Source organism: Streptomyces sp. DG2A-72 (assembly GCF_030499575.1).
Lineage (GTDB): Bacteria > Actinomycetota > Actinomycetes > Streptomycetales > Streptomycetaceae > Streptomyces.
In genome coordinates this window covers 3,609,308-3,626,899 of sequence record NZ_JASTLC010000001.1, presented here as the reverse complement: position 1 = coordinate 3,626,899, position 17,592 = coordinate 3,609,308, and the positions used below count along the sequence as shown (strand labels likewise).

Below are 17,592 nucleotides of genomic sequence, written 5' to 3'. Positions count from 1 at the left end.
GGCGACGTTCCGTGGTCCATCCCGTGGACGTGGCGACACCGAAGGCAGGTGCCGGGCGATCATGAGGCATGGCTGTTGTCGACATCCCCGGTTCCAAGTCCATCACCGCCCGCGCCCTCTTCCTGGCGGCGGCTGCCGACGGGGTCACCACCCTCGTACGCCCCCTCCGCTCCGACGACACGGAAGGCTTCGTGGAAGGCCTGACCCGCCTCGGCTACCGCGTGGGCCGGACCCCGGACACCTGGCAGATCGACGGCCGCCCCGAGGGCCCTTCCGTGACCGAGGCGGACGTGTACTGCCGCGACGGCGCGACGACGGCCCGCTTCCTCCCGACCCTGGCGGCGACAGGGCGCGGGACCTACCGCTTCGACGCCTCCGCACAGATGCGCCGCCGGCCCCTGCTGCCCCTGTCCCGGGCCCTGCGCGACCTGGGCGTCGACCTGCGGCACGAGGAGACGGAGGGCCACCACCCCCTGACCGTCCGGGCGTCGGGAGTCGAGGGCGGCGAAGTGACGCTGGACGCCGGCCAGTCCTCGCAGTACCTGACGGCCTTGCTGCTGCTCGGCCCGCTCACCCGCAAGGGCCTGCGGATCAAGGTCACGGACCTGGTCTCGGCGCCGTACGTGGAGATCACGCTCGCGATGATGCGGGCGTTCGGCGTGGAGGTCGGGCGGGACGGCGACGTCTTCGTGGTTCCGCCGGGCGGCTACCGGGCCACGACGTACGCGATCGAACCGGACGCCTCGACCGCGAGCTACGTCTTCGCCGCGGCGGCCGTCACGGGCGGCGAGGTGACGGTCCCCGGGCTTGGCGCCGGAGCCCTCCAGGGCGACCTGGACTTCGTGGACGTACTGGGCCGGATGGGCGCACAGGTGACGGTCGGTGCGGAGAGTACGACGGTGAGGGGGACCAGCGAGCTCCGTGGCCTGACGGTCAACATGCGGGACATTTCGGACACCATGTCGACCCTGGCGGCGATCGCCCCGTTCGCCTCCGGTCCGGTGCGGATCGAGGACGTGGCGAATACGCGGGTGAAGGAGTGCGACCGGCTGGAGGCGTGCGCGGAGAATCTGCGGCGGTTGGGGGTGGAGGCGGAGACCGGCCCCGACTGGATCGAGATCCACCCCGGTACGCCCGTCACGAGCGGCGCCGAGATCAAGACGTACGGCGACCACCGCATCGTGATGTCCTTCGCGGTCACCGGGCTTCGGGTGCCCGGGGTTTCGTTCGATGACCCCGGGTGCGTACGGAAGACGTTTCCCGGGTTTCATGAGGCGTTCGGGGAGTTGCGGGCGAAGCTGCCGAGCTAGCCTGCCAGTTGGATGTGCACCAGGATGTCGCCTCGGCCGCCGACTTTGAGGTGCGTGACGCCGAGGTGGGCGAGCCGCAGGGTCCGGCCGTCGGGTGTCCCCGGGGGATGCGGATGGTCTTCCGGCCGTCCAGAGTCGGCAGCGGGACCGTCCCGCCCGACCTCGCTGTGACCGTCGGGATGGTCACGGTGCACACCAGGTCGTCGCCGACGCGCTGGAAGACCTCGTGCGGTAGTTCCGTGATCTCGACGTACAGGTCGCCCGGCGGGCCGCCGCCGGGGCCGACTTCGCCCTTGCCGGCGAGACGGATCCGCATGCCGTTTTCGACGCCGGCCGGGATCTTGACGGAGAGCGTGCGGAGTCGGCGGACCCGGCCGTCGCCCTTGCACTCGCGGCAGCGTGACCGCCAACCGCCGCTCGCCGTGCCCGAGCCCGAGCAGGTCGGACACACGACCGCGGTTTCGACTGTGATGTCCTTGACCGTTCCCAACGCGGTCTCTTCCAGGTCCAGTTCGAGTCGGATCAGCGCGTCCTGGCCTCGACGGACGCGTGAGGGCGGGGTGCGCGGCTGGGGCTGGGGCGCGGCGGGCGGCCGGGGTCGGGACGGGACGGGACGGCCCTGCGCGGGCGGCACCCTGGTCTCTTCGGCCGGGGACGGCGACACCCGCCCTCTCTCGGCGCTCTCCCGTTCCCCCACCGCCCGCGCGATCGTGACCTGATACTCCAGCTCCGCCCACATCAGCGGCCGCTGCTTCGCCCCGCTGCGATGCAGGGACTCGTACACGTAGTCGTACAGCTCGGTGACGGTGATCCGGCCGTCCCGGTTGAGGTCCGCCGCGCCCGTGCGCAGCCCTTCGATCAGCGCGCCGGTGAAACGGGAGGGCTGCGGCTCCTTCGCGGAGACGCGCTCGCCCTCCCATGCGTACTCGGCCCGGTTGGTCGCGGTGAGGACCGCCCGGCCGTGGCCGCCGAGTTCCTCGCGCACGTGGATCTGGTCGTCACCCTTCGCACCGGGCAGGAAGGCTCCGCTGTAACAGCAGTCGAGAAGAACGACGACGGTGGCCCGGCAGCGCTCCATGCGGTCGCGCAGGAAGGCGGCGGGGACGGCGGTGGACGCGGGCAGGGTGCGGTCCGTGTCGCGCGCGGCGAAGTACAGGTGACCGTCGTGGAGGTCCTTGATGCCGTGGCAGGAGACATGGACCAGGAGCAGGTCGTGGCGGCTGCGGTCCAGGAAGAAGTGCTCGATCGCCCGCATCACCTGGTGGGCACGGGCGTCCTTCACCTGCTCGGTACGGAAGCCGCCGATGCGGGGGTCGGCGAGCACGGCGGCGAGGCCCGCACAGTCCTGGGCGGGGGAGCGCAGGGTGTCGAGCGTGGCGTCGTCGTACGTGCCGGCGGCGATGAGGAGGGCGTCCCTGCGGCCCGTGCCGAGGGGGAAGTCGGTCATGTGCGGTCTATTCCTGGGCGGCGTCCGGGGCGACGGGGCCTACCGGGGCCCGCCGGCCGGCGGGCGACTCCACGCGGGACTCGCCGGACCGCGTTTCCGCGGTGGACCGCACCGCTTCCACATAGAGATCCAGCATCTGCTGTTGCTGTTCCTTGGAGGCGTGGCCGAGTTCGAGGACGCGGCCATCGATGTCGACCGTGACCGTGCGGACGGGGCGGTTCTGCATCCAGATCTCGATGAGGCGCAGCGTGGGCCGCAGGACGGCGGTCGCGAGACTGACGGCGAGGGCGCCGACCGCGATGAGCTCACCCGGCTTGGCGCCCTCGGGTGCGGGGTGGCCGGAGCGGCCCAACCGGACGTCGTCGACGTCCATTTCGAGCAGGCGCTGTCTCAACTGCGAGGTGAGCGAGTCGAGTTCCGCCTGATCCACATCGGCGTCACCGGACACGACCAGCCTCATACTCCTGACCGCCGCCATACCGTCCCCCGTTCCCTGTCCATCTGCGGCCTCCAGTCTGCCCGTCAAGTGCGGGCCGCGATAACCGGTTGCGTAAATGTCGCGGAACAGCGGAACGTCGTGGATCAACGGAACATTGCCGGTCGGCGGAACAAGGGGGACCTCACGCGATGAGTTTCAGGCTGGAGGGGCCCGTCCTGGAGGGCGAGTTGGTGCGCCTGGAGCCGCTGGGGCACCGGCACGCGGCGGACTTGGCGGTGGCGGCGGAGGAGAACCGGGGCACGTACGACTTCACGTGGGTGCCGAGGGCGGACGAGGTGGGCGCGTACATCGACGCGCAACTCGCCCGCGCGGCGACGGGCCGTTTGGCACCGTACGCCCAGGTGTCGGTCCCCTCGGGACGCGCCCTCGGTACGACGTCGTACTGGGAGCCACGCTCCTGGCTCTCCGACGACCGCCTGGACGCCATCGAGGTCGGCTTCACCTGGCTGGCGGCGAGCGCTCAGGGCACGGGGTTGAACACGGAGTCCAAGCTCCTCCTCTTCCGACACGCTTTCGAGGAGTGGCACGTGTCCCGGCTGGACCTCAAGACGGACGCCCGCAACACCCGCTCCCGCGCGGCGATCGCAGCCACCGGCGCCCACTTCGAGGGCGTGCTCAGGAACTGGTCCCGCTCGTGGGCACCGGGCGAGGACGGGCTGCTGCGTGACTCCGCGATCTATTCCATTACGGCGACGGAGTGGCCGGAGTGCAGGGTACGGCTGGAGAGGCGGCTGGCCAAGGCGTTGGCACGCTGAACGGAGTTGAGCGGTTGCCGTTGGGCCGCCCGCTTCCTTGCCAGTGTCGTGCTTCCGCGACCCGAGTAAAGGGCGCTCCCTCCGGTCGCGTCGGCTGCGCCGATTCCGCTTCGCTTCACCCTTGACTCGGCTCGCTCCAGCACGGGTGAGAAGCGAGCGGGCGGCCCGGAGATGCGGGTGGCCGAGGTGGGTTTGCGGTGAGGTGGGCTGCGTGGCGGGCCGGGGTGGGCGGGCGCGTCAGCAGGATGGGGGCACGCCGGGTGGGTTTAGCGGCGGGCGACCGGTGGGTGGTGGGGGCGCGTCGGCCAGGTGGTGGCACGCCGGGTGGGCTAAGCGACGAACGGCCGGTGGGGCGGAGTCTGAGGTGGTCGGTCGGGGCGTGTCCGGGCGGTGGCGGGCAGCAATTGGACAGTTTGGGCCACGAGGATCTCCGCCGAGAGGGGTTCCTTGTGTTGCCGGTGGCCCAGATCTTCCAATTGACCTCGGCAGGGCAACTTGCGGGGCCTGTGTCCCGAGTGCGCCGCCGTCCGCTAGACACCCGTACCCCGTCCTCCCGGCAATCTGTCGCCGAGCCGACGTGCTCTTCGCGATGCTCCGCGACGGAACCTTCTACGAACCGCGGACCACAACAGCCGTCACGTAACCGGTGGTTCAGCCAGGAGCACGACCCGATCGGCTTCAACATCGAACCCGAGTACCGGATGACCGTGATCGCCCTCCGGATCCATCAGCACCGGCTTGCCCAGCCGCTGGCCGATGTCCCGCAGGAAACGGCAGAAGGTATCGAGCCGTTCCTGTCCCTGAAGCTCCCGTAGGTCGACATCGAAGTCGATCTCCTCCGCTGAATGGAAACGAAAGATCGCCAGCACCTCGGCAGACAGCCAGACCCGCAGTTCAGGGAGCTCGGCGCCCGCCGGGCCGGAGAGCGCTGCGTCCGCCCTGGGCACCGGCAGCACCGTCTCGCCCTCGGAGTACTGGAACTGCCAGCCGCGCTCACCGACGAGATCGAGGAGTGCCTGCCAGTCCTCCACCGACGCCTCTGGGACGCGCACGTCCGGCAGCGAACCCATCAGATCAGGATCGAAGAAGTACGCAACGTCATCCCACAGCAGATCAGGCACCCCGCCATGCTGTCCCGGCAGCGCATCCCGACGCAGCCTGATTTCCTTGATGGCCGCAAGCCGCTGAGCCCACCCGGCGTGCTGGCGAGGCGCGTTCGCGCCCGCCATCCCCGGCCCGCATCCCAGCTCACCTCACCGCGAACATACGTCGGCCACCCGTCTTTCCGGGCCGCTCGCTCGCTTCTCACCCGTGCTGGAACGGACCGGGTCAAGGGTCGGCCGGAGGCCGATCGGCGTAGCCGACGCGAAGCGCCCTTGAGGCGGGCCGTGGAAGCACGACACTGGCAAGGAAGCGGGCGGCCCTGACAGTCACTTCACGGCATGCGTGAGGAAGTCGGCCCAGGCGGTGGGGGAGACGGTGAGGTGCGGGTTGTCGGGGTTCTTGGAGTCGCGGATGTGGATGGCGGAGGTGGTGGCGACCTCGACGCATTCGCCCCCTGTGTTGTCGCTGTAACTGCTCTTGAACCAAGCCAAGTTATTCACAGTTCACCCGCAAGCTGCTCGATCAGGGTCACGGACTCCTCGGGGCTGAGGGCCTGCGTTCGGATCATCGCATAACGCCGTGCGAGCACACCCACCTCGTCGGGCTTCGAGACCAGGTGGCTGTTGCCCTGACCTTCCAGATAGACCAGGGTGACCTCTTCCGGAGTCTCGATGACCGTCAACGGGCCGGCCAGGCAAGCGTGCCCGGCTCGGCTCATCGGCATGACCTGGAGGGCGACGTTGGGGCGCGCGGCGCACTCGATGAGGTGCTCGTACTGCTGCTTCATCACGCTCGATCCGCCGATCAACCGTCGTAGCGCCGCTTCTTCGAGCACCACGCTGATCATCGCCACCGGCTTGCGGTCGAACAGAGCCTGTCGTTCCATGCGAGCCGTGACGTGCTGCTCGACCTCCTCGGGATCCAGCGGCGGGACCGCGTGGTCGTAAAGGGCGCGGGCGTATTCCCTGGTCTGCAGCAACCCGTGAATCAGCTGGACACAGTACGCCGACACGCTCAGCGCCTCCTGCTCCAGCTGCACCATCCCTTGGAAGTGCGCCGGATACCGCTCCAACCGCAGATACTTCGCCGCAGCCGCAACCAGCCCCCCGGCATCCAACGCCTTCTCCGCCACCTCGATGAACTCGTCCGTCGCAGGCTTCGCGCACGTCTCCACCGCGCTCACCGCAGCGCCCGAGTACCCCATCCGGTCACCCAGTTCGTTCTGCGAGAGCCCCGCCGCCGTACGCAACATGCGCAGTACCTCCGCGAAGTACTGCGCGGCCGGTGACGACGTGTTCTTCTTCGGCTGCCCCATCGCAGCGCCCCCTCAACACGGCTCAACGCCAATCAACACGCCCACAACCGCAGTTGCCATTCGCGATGGTCGACGCTCGGTCACTATCGGACGCTACCCACCTGCGCCGACAGTGGTCCCGTGAACACAGAAAGTCACGTACCAAACCCCCGCCCCCGCACCTGGCGCCGCAGCTTCATGCCCATCCCCGACAACATCGCCGAGGCCCGTCACGGCGCCCGTATCGTGCTCACGTCCTGGTCGGTCCCCGAAGACACCACCGAGACGATCACGCTCGTCATCTCGGAGCTGGCCACGAACGCGATCCGTCACGTCCGCCGCCCCGGCCGCACCGTCGACGTGGCTCTCACCTACGACGGCGCCAAGACGATCGAGATCGAGGTCGCCGACGGCTCACCGCACCACCCGGTCCGCAAGCCCTATGACCCCGACGCCACATCAGGAAGAGGCCTCCTCCTCGTCGAGGCTCTCTCCGACGCCTGGGAAGTAAGAGACCGCGAATTCGGCAAGTCGGTCTGGGTCCGCGTCCTCAGCAGTTGACCAACTCGGCTGCCATGGAACGTAGCTGCTCCCGCACCGCCGCCAGTACCGGATCCCGCTCCGACCCGGCTCGTACGGCGGCGAAGACGTTCCGCGACGGTGGCTCGCCGTCCGTGGTCAGCAGGGTGATGCGGCGCCCGGCGTACGAGGACCGGACCAGCCGTGGGATGAGGGCCACCCCCTGCCCCGCTTCCACCAGCGCCGCCACCGCCGCCCAGTCGTTCACCGCGTGCCGGATGTCGGGTGTGAAGCCGGCAGCCGCACATACCGACCGTGCCACCGCGCCGCAGCAACTCCGCGCCTCGCCCACGATCCAGGCCTCACCGGCAAGCTCCCGCAACGCGACCCGTCCCTGCCCGGCCAGCGGGTGGTCGGCCGGGGCGGCGAGGTCCAGGACGTCGGTGAGGAGGTCGGTGCGGACGTAGCGCTTGTCGGTGTGCGGGGGCGCGGCGGCGAAGTCTACGGCGATCGCCACGTCGACCTGGCCGGCGTCGAGGGCGGTGAAGAGGTCCGGCGGTTCGGACTCGACGACGTCGATACGGAGGTGGGGGAGCCGGTCGCGCAGGGCGGCGAGGGTGGAGGGGAGCAGCCCCAGGATGGCGCTGGAGAAGCAGCCGACGGTCACCTGCCCCCGGCCGCCGTCCCCGTACGCCGCCAAGTCGGCGCGCGCCCGCTCCAGTTGGGCGGCGATCAGGTCGGCGTGGGTGAGCAGGAGACGGGCCTGACCGGTCAGGCGTACGCCTCGCCCGTCCCGCTCGGTCAACGGAACACCCACCTCACGGGCCAGCGCCGCGAGCTGCTGCGAGACCGCCGAGGGGGTGAGATGCAGCGCCTCGGCCGTGCGAGCGAGGCTGCCCCTGCGCTGGAGCTCGCGCAGTACGGTCAGGCGACGCAGGTCAATGGTGAAGGTTTCGCTTACCTGTTCCACCGCAAAAGATTAACTGGACCATTAGGTCAGTGGTCGGAAACCGTCAACCCCATGACCACGCGCTCCTACCTCATCCTCCACGGCTGGCAGAACCGCCGTCCCAAGGACCACTGGCAGCACTGGCTCGCCGACCGTCTGACCGAACTCGGCCACCACGTCACCTATCCCCAGCTGCCGGACCCCGGCGACCCCGACCTGGAGGTCTGGCTCACCGAGCTGGCCCGGCATCTGGACGACCTGCCCGCCGGCGCCCAACGCATCGTCCTTGCCCACAGCGCCTCCGCCGTCCTGTGGCTGCACGCCGCCGCCCGCGGTCTGCCCGGACTCGGTGGCGTGGACCGGGTCCTGCTCGTGGCCCCGCCCTCCGCCTCCGTGCTCGTACGACACCCGGAGGTGGCCGAATTCGCCCCGCCCGTCCTGGATTTCACGCTCCCTGGGCCCACTCGCCTTGTCGCAGGCGACGACGACCCGTGCTGTCCGGAAGGCGCACGCGCAGCCTTCGGTGATCCTCTCGGTATTCCGACCGACCTGATCCCCGGTGCAGCCCATCTGGACCTGGACGCGGGTTACGGCTCCTGGCCCGCCGTGCTGGAGTGGTGCCTGGAGCCGTCGGTCAGGATCTCCGCCACGCCTACGCCGACTCGTTGAGCAGCCGGGCCAGGTGCTCGCGCCCCGCCCCCAGCAGTTCCGGAAGCGGCGCGGCCCCCTCGTACCACCGCTTCTCGTACTCCCAGCAGAGCCAGCCGTCCCAGCCGTGGCGGGAGAGGACCTCGACGCACTCGGTGAGGGGGAGGACGCCTGTGCCCAGGGGAAGGGGGGTGGTGTCGGTGGCGGAGGCGATGTCCTTGACCTGGACGTAGCCGAGGTAGGGGGAGAGGGCGGCGTAGGTCTCGGAGGGCTGTTCGCCGCCGAGCCAGGTGTGCATGACGTCCCAGAGGGAGCCGACCTGGCGGTGGCCGACCAGGCCCAGGACGCGGATCGCGGCGGCGCCGGTGCGGTGGGAGTCGTGGGTCTCCATCAAGATGCGTACGCCCAGGTCGCCTGCGTACTCCGCGGCCGTGCCCAGGCGTCGCGCGGCCGTCGCGTCGGCCTCCTCGGCGGACTGGTCGGTGCCGGCGCCGGGGAAGACCCGGATGAAGCCGGCGCCCAGGTCGCGGGCGAGGTCCAGGAGGCGGTGGATCTCCTCGATCACCGGCTCGTCGGGGCCTGGTGCGGCCACGCGTGCGTAGCCCGCCACGCCCAGGACCTCCACCCCCGCCCCCTTGAACTCGGCCACCACGTCGGCCCGTTCGGCGAGCCCGATGCCGGGGTGCACCGGCTCCTCAGGATGTGCGCGCAACTCGACGCCGTGATAGCCGTGCGTGGCCGCGAGGCGCAGCACGTCCGCGATGGGGAGGCCAGGGACGCCGAGGGTGGAGAACGCCAGCTTCATGGTCATCGACCCTACTCGTCACTCACCCGTTCCGTGCAGATCCAGGCGCCAGTCCTGGCCGACGAGATCCTTGCCGAAGGAGCGGTGCGGTTTCTCGGCGACCAGGACGAAGCCGTGACGCTGGTAGATACGGCGGGCGGCGGTCAGGACGTCGTTGGTCCACAGGACGAGTTCGCGGTAGCCGACGCCGCGGGCGAAGTCGATCACGGCGCGGACGAGACGGTCGCCGATGCCGAGGCCGCGGGTGTCGGGCTCGACCAGCAGCAGGCGCAGGCGGGCCGTGGCCGGCGCGTCGTCCCGTACGCACATCACACAGCCCACCGGCCGGCCGTCCAGCTCCGCGAGCCACACCCGCTCCAGGTGGGGGTCGTGATCCTCCGCGAAGTCGGCGACGATACGTGCCACCAGACCCTCGTAGTCGGCGTTCCAGCCGTATTCGGCGGCGTACAGCGCGGCGTTGCGCTGCACGATCCAGCCGAGGTCGCCGGGGCCGGGCTCGCGCAGAACGACGTCCTCGGCGCGGGGCGGACGGGCGGCGGAGAGGATCGTACGGACCGTCTGCATCGCCTCGGCCAGGCGGGGGCGGTCCGCGGACGGGACGGTGGACAGCAGCGCGCCGACGGATTCGTCCGCCCGCTCGGCGAGCAGCGCGGCGGTCTCCCGGCCGCGTGCGGTGAGTGTGACGTTGCGGCGGCGCGGGTCACGCCGGGAGGGGGTGCGCTCGATCAGGCCGTCCTGCTCGAACTTGTTGAGGATGCGGCTCAAGTAGCCTGCGTCCAGGGAGAGTTCGGTCCGTAGGTCGGCCGCGTCCGTACGGGGGGAGTGCGCGAGTTCGTACAGGACGCGGGACTCGGTGAGGGTGTACGGCGCGTAGAGCCGGCGGCTGTAGTCGAGGGCGCCGATCACGTTCGTGTAGAAGCGGTTGAAGGCGCGGATGTCCTGGACGGTCATGGTCGTCGACCCCCGGATGGTTGACTCAGTCAGAGGTATCGTCGGGTCGAGCGTAGGACGCCCACGGCCTTGCTGCTACCCCTCGGCGTCTGGTCGGCGCCCCTCGGATCTTCGCCCCCGCCGCCCCTACCCGTCCCATCCCCCAGGGGCTCCGCCCCTTCAACCCCGCCAGGGGCTCCGCCCCCTGGAGCCCCGCGAGGCTCTGCCCCCTGCACCCCCGCGGGGCTCTGCCCCCTGCACCCCGCCAAGGGCTCCGCCCCCTGGACCCCCGCTCCTCAAACGCCGGAGGGGCTGAAATTCAGAGGCGCCGGAGTGGCTGGATTTTCAAGCCCGCGGCACCCCAGAAGACCCCCGCACCATCAGCTCCCCCCGAACCGTCGCGATCCCCCCGGGCGGCGGCTCCTCTCGCCCCATCGCGATGCGTCCCGCCCGTGCCCCCGCCTCCGCGAGCGGCAGTCGGACCGTCGTCAGGGCGGGTACCGCGTCGATGCTGAACGGGAGATCGTCGAAGCCGGCGACGGACACGTCGTCCGGGATCCGCAGTCCGGAGTCCCGCAGCGCGGCGCACGCGCCCAGTGCGACGGAGTCGTTGGCGGCCACCACGGCCGTCAGCGACGGGTCCCGGCGCAGTAGCTCCAGCGTCGCCTCGTAACCCGACCGGCGGTCGTAGCGGCCGTGCACCGTCCAGCGCGCATCCTCCTCGATTCCGTGCGCGGCCAGTGCCTCCCGGTGGCCCTCGAGGCGGTGCCGGGTCGTCGTCCGTTCCTCGGGTCCCGCGATGTAGCCCAGGCGCCGGTGTCCGAGGCCGATGAGGTGTTCGGTCAACTCGCGCCCGCCCCCGCGGTTGTCGAAGGTCAGCGCGATCGCCTCGGTGTCCGGCGCCGGCGGCCGGCCGCACAGGACGACCCTCGTGCCCGCGTCGCCCAGCCTCCGCAGCTTCGCGGCCACCGCCGCCGCGTGCGGCGCGTTCTCCACGGCGCCGCCGGTCAGCACCACGGCCGCCGCCCGTTGCCGCTGGAGCAGGGTCAGATAGGTCAGCTCACGCTCCGGCGAACCCCCGGTGTTGCAGACGACGGCGAGCCGTTCACCCCCGGCACGTCCCCCCGGCCCTCCGATCTCCGACTGGATCGCGCCCGCCATGATCCCGAAGAAGGGGTTGGCGATGTCGTTGACGAGAATCCCCACCAGGTCCGAGGTCGCCGCCGCCAGCGCGCTCGCCGGGCCGTTCAGCACATAGTCCAGCTCGTCCACGGCCCGCAGCACCCGTTCCCGGGTGGAGGCTGCCACGGGATAGTTCCCGTTCAGCACGCGCGACACCGTCGCGGGCGAGACCTGCGCGCGGGCCGCCACGTCCGCCAGGGTCACCGTCATCTCGTCGTCCTCCGGTCGCGCATCTCGTCGTACCTCTTCGTACTCGTCAGGCTTCGGCATACGTCGTCGTAGACAGGCCGGCCGGGGTCGCGGTTCCCCGCATGCCGAGCAGACCTTAAGGCCATCGACCCCTGTTGTTCGCCCCCTCGAACAACTCGGCCTCGTTACGGTCTTGTCCAGACCCCTGGTCAGAGGCTAGCTTCTCCCTAGATAGAAAGCGCTTGCTGTACGGCTCACCTGTGACACGAGGGGCGTACGCGGCGCCACCGCGTACAAGGCCCACGAAGGGAATGACGTGACACGCAAGACGGTGCGTATCGCCATGAACGGTGTGACCGGGCGCATGGGTTACCGCCAGCACCTGGTCCGCTCGATCCTGGCCCTCCGTGAACAGGGCGGCCTCGACCTCGGCGACGGCACCGTGCTGTGGCCGGAGCCGATCCTGGTCGGCCGCCGCGAGCACGCGCTCAGGGCGCTCGCCGAGCAGCACGGCCTGGGTCTGGAAAACATCTCGACCGACGTCGACACGGTCCTCGCCGACCCGACCGTCGACATCTACTTCGACGCCCAGGTGACCTCCGCCCGTGAGGAGGCGCTGAAGAAGGCCATCGCCGCGGGCAAGCACATCTACACCGAGAAGCCGACCGCCACCGGCCTTGAGGGCGCCCTGGAGCTGGCGAAGCTCGCCGCCGACGCCGGCATCAAGCACGGCGTCGTCCAGGACAAGCTCTTCCTCCCCGGCCTGCTCAAGCTCAAGCGCCTGATCGACGGCGGCTTCTTCGGCCGCATCCTGTCCATCCGCGGCGAGTTCGGCTACTGGGTCTTCGAGGGCGACTGGCAGGCCGCCCAGCGCCCCTCCTGGAACTACCGTGCGGAGGACGGCGGCGGCATCGTCGTCGACATGTTCCCGCACTGGGAGTACGTCCTGCACGAGCTGTTCGGCCGGGTGAAGTCCGTCCAGGCCATCGCCACCACCCACATCCCGCAGCGCTGGGACGAGAACGGCAAGCCCTACGACGCCACCGCCGATGACGCGGCGTACGGCATCTTCGAGCTGGACGGCGGCGCGATCGCCCAGATCAACTCCTCCTGGGCCGTCCGCGTCAACCGCGACGAGCTGGTGGAGTTCCAGGTCGACGGTACGGAGGGCTCGGCGGTCGCCGGTCTGCGCAACTGCCGCGTCCAGCACCGGTCCGCCACCCCCAAGCCGGTGTGGAACCCGGACATCCCCGCCACCGAGGTCTTCCGCGACCAGTGGCAGGAGGTGCCCGACAACGCCGAGTTCGACAACGGCTTCAAGGCCCAGTGGGAGCTGTTCCTCAGGCACGTCTACGCCGACGCCCCCTACCACTGGGACCTCCTCGCCGGCGCCCGAGGCGTCCAGCTCGCCGAACTGGGCCTGAAGTCCTCGGCCGAGGGCGTCCGTCTCGATGTACCGGAGATCGCGCTGTGACCATCCGACTCCCGGACGCCGAAGGCGGGTTGAGGGCATACGAGCCCCGCCCCGAACCCCTCGCCGTCACCCCCGGCGCCCCCTTCACCTCTCGTACGGTCTTCTCGGCGGCCCATGTCGTCGCCGACCCGTTCGCCGATGTCAGCCCCGACTCGCCCGCCGCCGTCGACTGGGACGCCACCCTCGCCTTCCGCCGCCACCTGTGGTCCCACGGACTCGGTGTCGCCGAGGCGATGGACACCGCCCAGCGGGGGATGGGGCTGGACTGGGCGGGCGCGGCCGAGCTGATCCGGCGCAGCGCCGCCGAGGCGAAGGCGGTGGGCGGCCGGATCGCCTGCGGTGTCGGCACCGACCAGATCGTCAAGGGCTCCCTGCCCGAGGTCCGGGCGGCGTACGAGGAGCAGCTGGCGCTGGTCGAGGAGAGCGGCGCGCAGGCGATCCTGATGGCCTCCCGCGCGCTGGCCGCCACCGCGTTCGATCCCGGGGACTACCTGGAGGTCTACGGCCACCTCCTGCGCCAGGCCACCGAGCCCGTGATCCTGCACTGGCTCGGCCCCATGTTCGACCCGGCGCTGGAGGGCTACTGGGGCTCGTCCGACCTCGACGCGGCCACGGACACCTTCCTGGAGGTCATCGCCGCCCACCCCGACAAGGTGGAAGGCATCAAGGTCTCGCTGCTGGACGCCCAGCGCGAGATCGACATCCGCCGCCGGCTCCCGCAGGGCGTCCGCTGCTACACCGGCGACGACTTCAACTACCCCGAGCTGATCGCGGGCGACGAGCAGGGCTTCAGTCACGCCCTGCTCGGCATCTTCGACCCGCTGGGGCCGCTGGCGGCCGAGGCGGTACGGGCGCTGGACACCGGGGACGCGGCCGGCTTCCGGGCGCTGCTGGACCCCACCGTCGAGCTGTCCCGCCATCTCTTCCAGGCCCCGACCCGCTTCTACAAGACGGGCGTGGTCTTCCTGGCCTGGCTCGCGGGCCACCAGTCCCACTTCACGATGGTCGGCGGCCTGCAGTCGGCCCGCTCCCTCCCGCACTTCGCCCGCGCCTACGAACTCGCCGACGGACTGGGCCTGTTCCCGGACCCGAAGCTGGCGGAGGAGCGGATGAAGAACCTGCTGAGCCTGTACGGAGTGAACCAGTGACCGGCCTCGAACGCTTCAGCATCAACCAGATGACGGTGAAGCAGCTGAGCATGCCCGAACTGGCCGATGCCTGCGGCAAGCTGGGCATCCGCAACGTCGGGCTCTGGCGTGAGCCGGTCCAGTCGTACGGCCTGGAGGCCACCGCCAAACTGGTTCGCGAGGCGGGCCTGACGGTGACGACGCTGTGCCGCGGCGGCTTCTTCACGGCGATCGACCCGCAGGAGCGGGCCAAGGCCCTCGACGACAACCGCCGTGCGGTCGACGAGGCGGCCACGCTCGGCACGGACACGCTGGTCCTGGTCTCGGGCGGCCTGCCAGCGGGCTCCAAGGACCTGCACGGCGCGCGGGAGCGGATCGCCGACGCGCTGGGCGAGTTGGGGCCGTACGCCGAATCCCACGGCGTACGGCTGGCGATCGAGCCGCTGCACCCGATGTACGCGGCGGACCGCTGCGTGGTCTCCACCCTGACCCAGGCCCTCGACCTCGCGGAACGCTTCCCCGCGCGGCAGGTCGGCGTCACGGTGGACACGTACCACATCTGGTGGGACGACAACGCGCCCGCGCAGATCGCCCGCGCGGGTGCCGGCGGCCGTATCCACACCTTCCAGCTCGCCGACTGGACCACCCCGCTGCCGGAGGGCGTGCTGAACGGCCGCGGTCAGATCGGGGACGGCTCGATCGACATGCGGGAGTGGCAGGGGTACGTCGAGGCGGCCGGGTACACCGGGCCCATCGAGGTCGAGCTGTTCAACGACGCGTTGTGGGCCCGGGACGGGCGGGAGGTGCTGGCGGAGACGGCGGCGCGGTTCGTCGAGCACACGGCCGGGTGACAGGCGCTGTGTACGGTGGCTCACTGCCGCGCCGACACCGGCAGTGAGCCGCCGTACCCGCTTCCCCCGTGCAACAGGATGTCAAGGCAAAGCGCCCGGATCCTTGGCCGGGAGTGCACGGATCTTGACGATTCCCGCATGCTTCTGTGCGGTATGCGGGTCCGTCGGGCCGCCACCGTCTGGATGGAGCGGGCGCGCAGGCGGGGGTCGGCGAGGTCGCGGCGGCAGCGCTCCAGGCGGCGGTGGCGTACCGAGATGCCGTGGGCTGCCGCGACACCCGCCGGAGAGAGCGACGGATCGCCGAGGTTCTGGTCGATGAAGTCCCGGATCCGGGTGTGCAGGGCGCGGCGGCGGGCCTCCGGCGTCAGCGCGTCCTCGGCGTCCGGACAGTCGCCGAACACGGACGCGAGCAGATCCGTGGTCACCGAGGCGAGCGTCGGCACATCGGCCTCGGTGAACTCGTCGGCGCGGGCCGCGATGTCGGCCAGCCAGCGGTACAGCACCCCGCCCAGGCCCCGGTCCAGCGGAATCGGCGGGGCCAGCAGCCGCCGTACCGTCCGCGGCGGCAGCGGCAGCACCGTGCGCGGCATCGCGACGATCACCGTCGACGCGGTGTCCGACGACATGCGGTGCCAGGACTCGTACGGCAGGCTGCTGTCGATGAACAGGAGGTCCCCGGCGCGGAAGGCCCGGTCGTGCCCGTCCTGTGCGACGACTCCCTTGCGCCGGATGAGCCGCGTCGTGCGGACGGACACCAGATGCTCGAAGGCCACCGAGGAGATCTGCACATCACCGAGCGGCAGCGTGCGCAGCGTGGCGCGGAAGTCGTCCCGGCAGTCGGTGCGCAGCAGATGGGGCATGTAGGTGCGCGCGCTGATGTCCTGCCACAGGTCGAACCGCTCAGCGGCAGGCACCACCTCGGTCGTGAACTCCTGCATCAGCGCGCGGGCGGGCCGAAGAATTCCGGAGAGACCGTGCAACCCTTCCGGCAGCCCGCGGGTCGTACTTGGCATCAGGACTTCTGGAGGGGGATCTGGGGGGATCGCGGAGGTTCTGATGCGGAGGGGAAAACATGAGGGGGCCCGGTCGACGGACCGGGCCCCTTCAATTTTCGCGCGGCGGGGAACTGCGTGACCAGCCACGATGGTGCCGCAGCGGACCGGCGGCCCCATCCGGCACTTCCAGCGGAGCGCGGCGCGGCTAGAAGAAGACTCCGCACCTCAGCAGCACATTCGCGTACGGCTGTGCTTCCCCCGTCCGTACGACCAGCCGGGCGTGCGCCGTCAGATCCTTGAGCTTCTCGTGGGAGACCAGCTCCAGCTCGGGGAAGCGGCCGTCCAGCAGCGCCGAAGCCGCCGGATTGGCGTCCCGCACCTCCGTCGCCGCCGTCGCGCCCTCGACGACCAACTCGGCCAGCAGACCGTCCAGCACCTCGGCGAAGGACGGCACCCCGGCCCGGAACGCCAGGTCCACGACGCGGGGCCCGTCCGGTATCGGCATGCCGGCGTCGCACACCAGCACCCCGTCCCCGTGGCCCAGCTCGGCCAGGGCACCGGAGAGATGACGGTTGAGGATGCCCGCCTTCTTCACAGGGCATCCACCTCTGCCGCCGTAGGAAACGACTCCTGCGCGCCCGGCTTCGTGACGGCCGCCGCTCCGACCCGGGCCGCGTACGCCGCCGCCTCGACCAGGGACGCGCCCGCGCCCAGCTTCCAGGCCAGCGCGCCGGTGAACGCGTCGCCCGCGCCCGTCGTGTCCACGGCGTTCACCTTCACGGACGGGACCCGGGTGACACCCTCGTCGGAGGCCACCAGCGCACCGTCCGCGCCCAGGGTCACGACGACCGACCGCGGGCCCTTCGCGAGCAGGATCCGCGCCCAGTCCTCGGGGGAATCCCCCACGGCGGCCTCGCCCAGGATCACCTTCGCCTCGTGCTCGTTCACGATCAACGGGTCGCAGGCGGCGAGGAGTTCGGACGGGAGGGGGCGCGGCGGGGACGGGTTCAGTACGAAGCGGCTGCCGTCCGCGATGTTCCTCGCCACCTCCACGACCGTCTCCAGCGGAATCTCCAGCTGCGCCGAGACCACCCGGGACGCCTGGAAGAGGCTGGCGGCGACCCGTACGTCCGGTGGTGTCAGACGGGCGTTGGCGCCCGGCGAGACCACGATGCTGTTGTCCCCGGACGGGTCCACGGTGATCAGCGCCACCCCGGTCGGCGCGCCGCCGACCAGGACGCCCACCGTGTCGACGCCGGCCGCCCGCTGCGAGTCGAGCAGCAGCCGGCCGTTGGCGTCGTCGCCGACCCGGGCCAGCAGCACCGTACGGGCCCCGAGCCGGGCGGCGGCGACCGCCTGGTTCGCGCCCTTGCCGCCGGGGTGGACGGCCAGGTCGGAGCCGAGCACCGTCTCCCCGGCGGCGGGCCTCCGCTCGACGCCGATCACCAGGTCGGCGTTGGCGGACCCCACGACCAGGAGGTCGTAGTCGTACATGAAATGTCTCCCCGATTCGG

Annotated in this window: 18 protein-coding genes and 1 pseudogene; 7 read left to right on the top strand and 12 right to left on the bottom strand. The window is 70.8% G+C overall.

What is annotated here, in order from left to right:
* Positions 1-68 precede the first annotated feature (68 nt).
* Positions 69-1,310: a 3-phosphoshikimate 1-carboxyvinyltransferase gene (gene aroA / locus QQY66_RS17130; RefSeq protein ID WP_301981233.1), complete on the top strand. Its 1,242-nt coding sequence runs from the start codon at positions 69-71 to the stop codon at positions 1,308-1,310.
* Here aroA and QQY66_RS17125 read toward each other — a convergent pair.
* Positions 1,266-1,875 (bottom strand): annotated as a pseudogene (locus tag QQY66_RS17125) (DnaJ C-terminal domain-containing protein); the annotation flags it as partial. The gene aroA and the pseudogene QQY66_RS17125 overlap by 45 nt on opposite strands.
* 889 nt (positions 1,876-2,764) lie before the next feature.
* Positions 2,765-3,217 (bottom strand): hypothetical protein, encoded by a 453-nt coding sequence (locus QQY66_RS17115; protein WP_301981232.1) that lies wholly within the window; start codon positions 3,215-3,217, stop codon positions 2,765-2,767.
* Positions 3,218-3,384: 167 nt separating this feature from the next.
* Here QQY66_RS17115 and QQY66_RS17110 point away from each other — a divergent pair, with 167 nt between their 5' ends.
* On the top strand, positions 3,385-4,011 hold the full coding sequence (locus QQY66_RS17110) for a GNAT family N-acetyltransferase (RefSeq protein ID WP_301981231.1): 627 nt from the start codon (positions 3,385-3,387) through the stop codon (positions 4,009-4,011).
* Positions 4,012-4,646: 635 nt separating this feature from the next.
* Here QQY66_RS17110 and QQY66_RS17105 read toward each other — a convergent pair.
* The 3 genes from QQY66_RS17105 to QQY66_RS17095 form a co-directional block, all read right to left on the bottom strand.
* Positions 4,647-5,132, bottom strand: a complete 486-nt coding sequence (locus tag QQY66_RS17105; protein ID WP_301987351.1) for a hypothetical protein — start codon at positions 5,130-5,132, stop codon at positions 4,647-4,649.
* 309 nt (positions 5,133-5,441) lie between these two features.
* Positions 5,442-5,615, bottom strand: coding sequence for a DUF397 domain-containing protein (locus QQY66_RS17100; RefSeq protein WP_301981230.1), 174 nt, complete (start codon positions 5,613-5,615; stop codon positions 5,442-5,444).
* On the bottom strand, positions 5,612-6,430 hold the full coding sequence (locus QQY66_RS17095; protein ID WP_301981229.1) for a helix-turn-helix transcriptional regulator: 819 nt from the start codon (positions 6,428-6,430) through the stop codon (positions 5,612-5,614). The genes QQY66_RS17100 and QQY66_RS17095 overlap by 4 nt, the downstream gene beginning before the upstream one ends.
* A 120-nt stretch (positions 6,431-6,550) precedes the next feature.
* On the opposite strand from QQY66_RS17095, the gene QQY66_RS17090 reads away from it, so the two are divergent.
* Positions 6,551-6,970: an ATP-binding protein gene (locus tag QQY66_RS17090; RefSeq protein WP_301981228.1), complete on the top strand. Its 420-nt coding sequence runs from the start codon at positions 6,551-6,553 to the stop codon at positions 6,968-6,970.
* Here QQY66_RS17090 and QQY66_RS17085 read toward each other — a convergent pair.
* Complete coding sequence (locus QQY66_RS17085) at positions 6,960-7,898, bottom strand: LysR family transcriptional regulator (RefSeq protein ID WP_301981227.1); 939 nt, start codon at positions 7,896-7,898, stop codon at positions 6,960-6,962. The two genes, QQY66_RS17090 and QQY66_RS17085, sit on opposite strands and share 11 nt — an antisense overlap.
* Before the next feature lie 51 nt (positions 7,899-7,949).
* Between QQY66_RS17085 and QQY66_RS17080 the strand changes: the two genes are divergently transcribed.
* Entirely contained in the window at positions 7,950-8,546 is a 597-nt protein-coding gene (locus QQY66_RS17080; RefSeq protein WP_301981226.1) for an alpha/beta hydrolase, read from the top strand.
* On the opposite strand, the gene QQY66_RS17075 is transcribed toward QQY66_RS17080, so the two are convergent.
* From QQY66_RS17075 to QQY66_RS17065, 3 genes are all read right to left on the bottom strand, one after another.
* On the bottom strand, positions 8,530-9,330 hold the full coding sequence (locus QQY66_RS17075) for a sugar phosphate isomerase/epimerase (protein WP_301987348.1): 801 nt from the start codon (positions 9,328-9,330) through the stop codon (positions 8,530-8,532). The genes QQY66_RS17080 and QQY66_RS17075 overlap by 17 nt on opposite strands.
* A gap of 18 nt (positions 9,331-9,348) precedes the next feature.
* Positions 9,349-10,281 (bottom strand): bifunctional helix-turn-helix transcriptional regulator/GNAT family N-acetyltransferase, encoded by a 933-nt coding sequence (locus tag QQY66_RS17070; protein WP_301981225.1) that lies wholly within the window; start codon positions 10,279-10,281, stop codon positions 9,349-9,351.
* A gap of 324 nt (positions 10,282-10,605) precedes the next feature.
* The gene (locus tag QQY66_RS17065; RefSeq protein WP_301987346.1) at positions 10,606-11,652 is read right to left on the bottom strand and encodes a LacI family DNA-binding transcriptional regulator; all 1,047 of its coding nucleotides are present in this window, start codon (positions 11,650-11,652) and stop codon (positions 10,606-10,608) included.
* Positions 11,653-11,947: 295 nt separating this feature from the next.
* On the opposite strand from QQY66_RS17065, the gene QQY66_RS17060 reads away from it, so the two are divergent.
* Genes QQY66_RS17060 through QQY66_RS17050 form a run of 3 tightly spaced genes read left to right on the top strand, consistent with a single transcriptional unit; the run spans position 11,948 to position 15,083 of the window.
* Entirely contained in the window at positions 11,948-13,105 is a 1,158-nt protein-coding gene (locus QQY66_RS17060) for a Gfo/Idh/MocA family protein (RefSeq protein ID WP_301981224.1), read from the top strand.
* Positions 13,102-14,253, top strand: a complete 1,152-nt coding sequence (locus QQY66_RS17055; RefSeq protein WP_301981223.1) for a dihydrodipicolinate synthase family protein — start codon at positions 13,102-13,104, stop codon at positions 14,251-14,253. The genes QQY66_RS17060 and QQY66_RS17055 overlap by 4 nt, the downstream gene beginning before the upstream one ends.
* Positions 14,250-15,083, top strand: coding sequence for a sugar phosphate isomerase/epimerase (locus QQY66_RS17050; RefSeq protein ID WP_301981222.1), 834 nt, complete (start codon positions 14,250-14,252; stop codon positions 15,081-15,083). The genes QQY66_RS17055 and QQY66_RS17050 overlap by 4 nt, the downstream gene beginning before the upstream one ends.
* A gap of 20 nt (positions 15,084-15,103) precedes the next feature.
* Here QQY66_RS17050 and QQY66_RS17045 read toward each other — a convergent pair whose 3' ends face one another.
* The 3 genes from QQY66_RS17045 to QQY66_RS17035 form a co-directional block, all read right to left on the bottom strand.
* Positions 15,104-16,096, bottom strand: a complete 993-nt coding sequence (locus QQY66_RS17045) for an AraC family transcriptional regulator (RefSeq protein WP_301981221.1) — start codon at positions 16,094-16,096, stop codon at positions 15,104-15,106.
* 187 nt (positions 16,097-16,283) lie between these two features.
* Positions 16,284-16,673: a D-ribose pyranase gene (rbsD, locus tag QQY66_RS17040; protein WP_301981220.1), complete on the bottom strand. Its 390-nt coding sequence runs from the start codon at positions 16,671-16,673 to the stop codon at positions 16,284-16,286.
* Positions 16,670-17,572, bottom strand: a complete 903-nt coding sequence (locus QQY66_RS17035; protein WP_301981219.1) for a ribokinase — start codon at positions 17,570-17,572, stop codon at positions 16,670-16,672. The genes rbsD and QQY66_RS17035 overlap by 4 nt, the downstream gene beginning before the upstream one ends.
* Positions 17,573-17,592 lie beyond the last annotated feature (20 nt).

Excerpts from the sequence above, each read along its gene's own strand:
- QQY66_RS17115 (WP_301981232.1), bottom strand. The coding sequence starts at position 3,217 with ATGAGGCTGGTCGTGTCCGGTGACGCCGATGTGGATCAGGCGGAACTC.
- QQY66_RS17110 (WP_301981231.1), top strand. The coding sequence starts at position 3,385 with ATGAGTTTCAGGCTGGAGGGGCCCGTCCTGGAGGGCGAGTTGGTGCGC.
- QQY66_RS17075 (WP_301987348.1), bottom strand. The coding sequence starts at position 9,330 with ATGAAGCTGGCGTTCTCCACCCTCGGCGTCCCTGGCCTCCCCATCGCG.
- aroA (WP_301981233.1), top strand. The coding sequence starts at position 69 with ATGGCTGTTGTCGACATCCCCGGTTCCAAGTCCATCACCGCCCGCGCC.
- QQY66_RS17045 (WP_301981221.1), bottom strand. The coding sequence starts at position 16,096 with ATGCCAAGTACGACCCGCGGGCTGCCGGAAGGGTTGCACGGTCTCTCC.
- QQY66_RS17070 (WP_301981225.1), bottom strand. The coding sequence starts at position 10,281 with ATGACCGTCCAGGACATCCGCGCCTTCAACCGCTTCTACACGAACGTG.
- QQY66_RS17065 (WP_301987346.1), bottom strand. The coding sequence starts at position 11,652 with ATGACGGTGACCCTGGCGGACGTGGCGGCCCGCGCGCAGGTCTCGCCC.
- QQY66_RS17095 (WP_301981229.1), bottom strand. The coding sequence starts at position 6,430 with ATGGGGCAGCCGAAGAAGAACACGTCGTCACCGGCCGCGCAGTACTTC.
- QQY66_RS17080 (WP_301981226.1), top strand. The coding sequence starts at position 7,950 with ATGACCACGCGCTCCTACCTCATCCTCCACGGCTGGCAGAACCGCCGT.
- QQY66_RS17035 (WP_301981219.1), bottom strand. The coding sequence starts at position 17,572 with ATGTACGACTACGACCTCCTGGTCGTGGGGTCCGCCAACGCCGACCTG.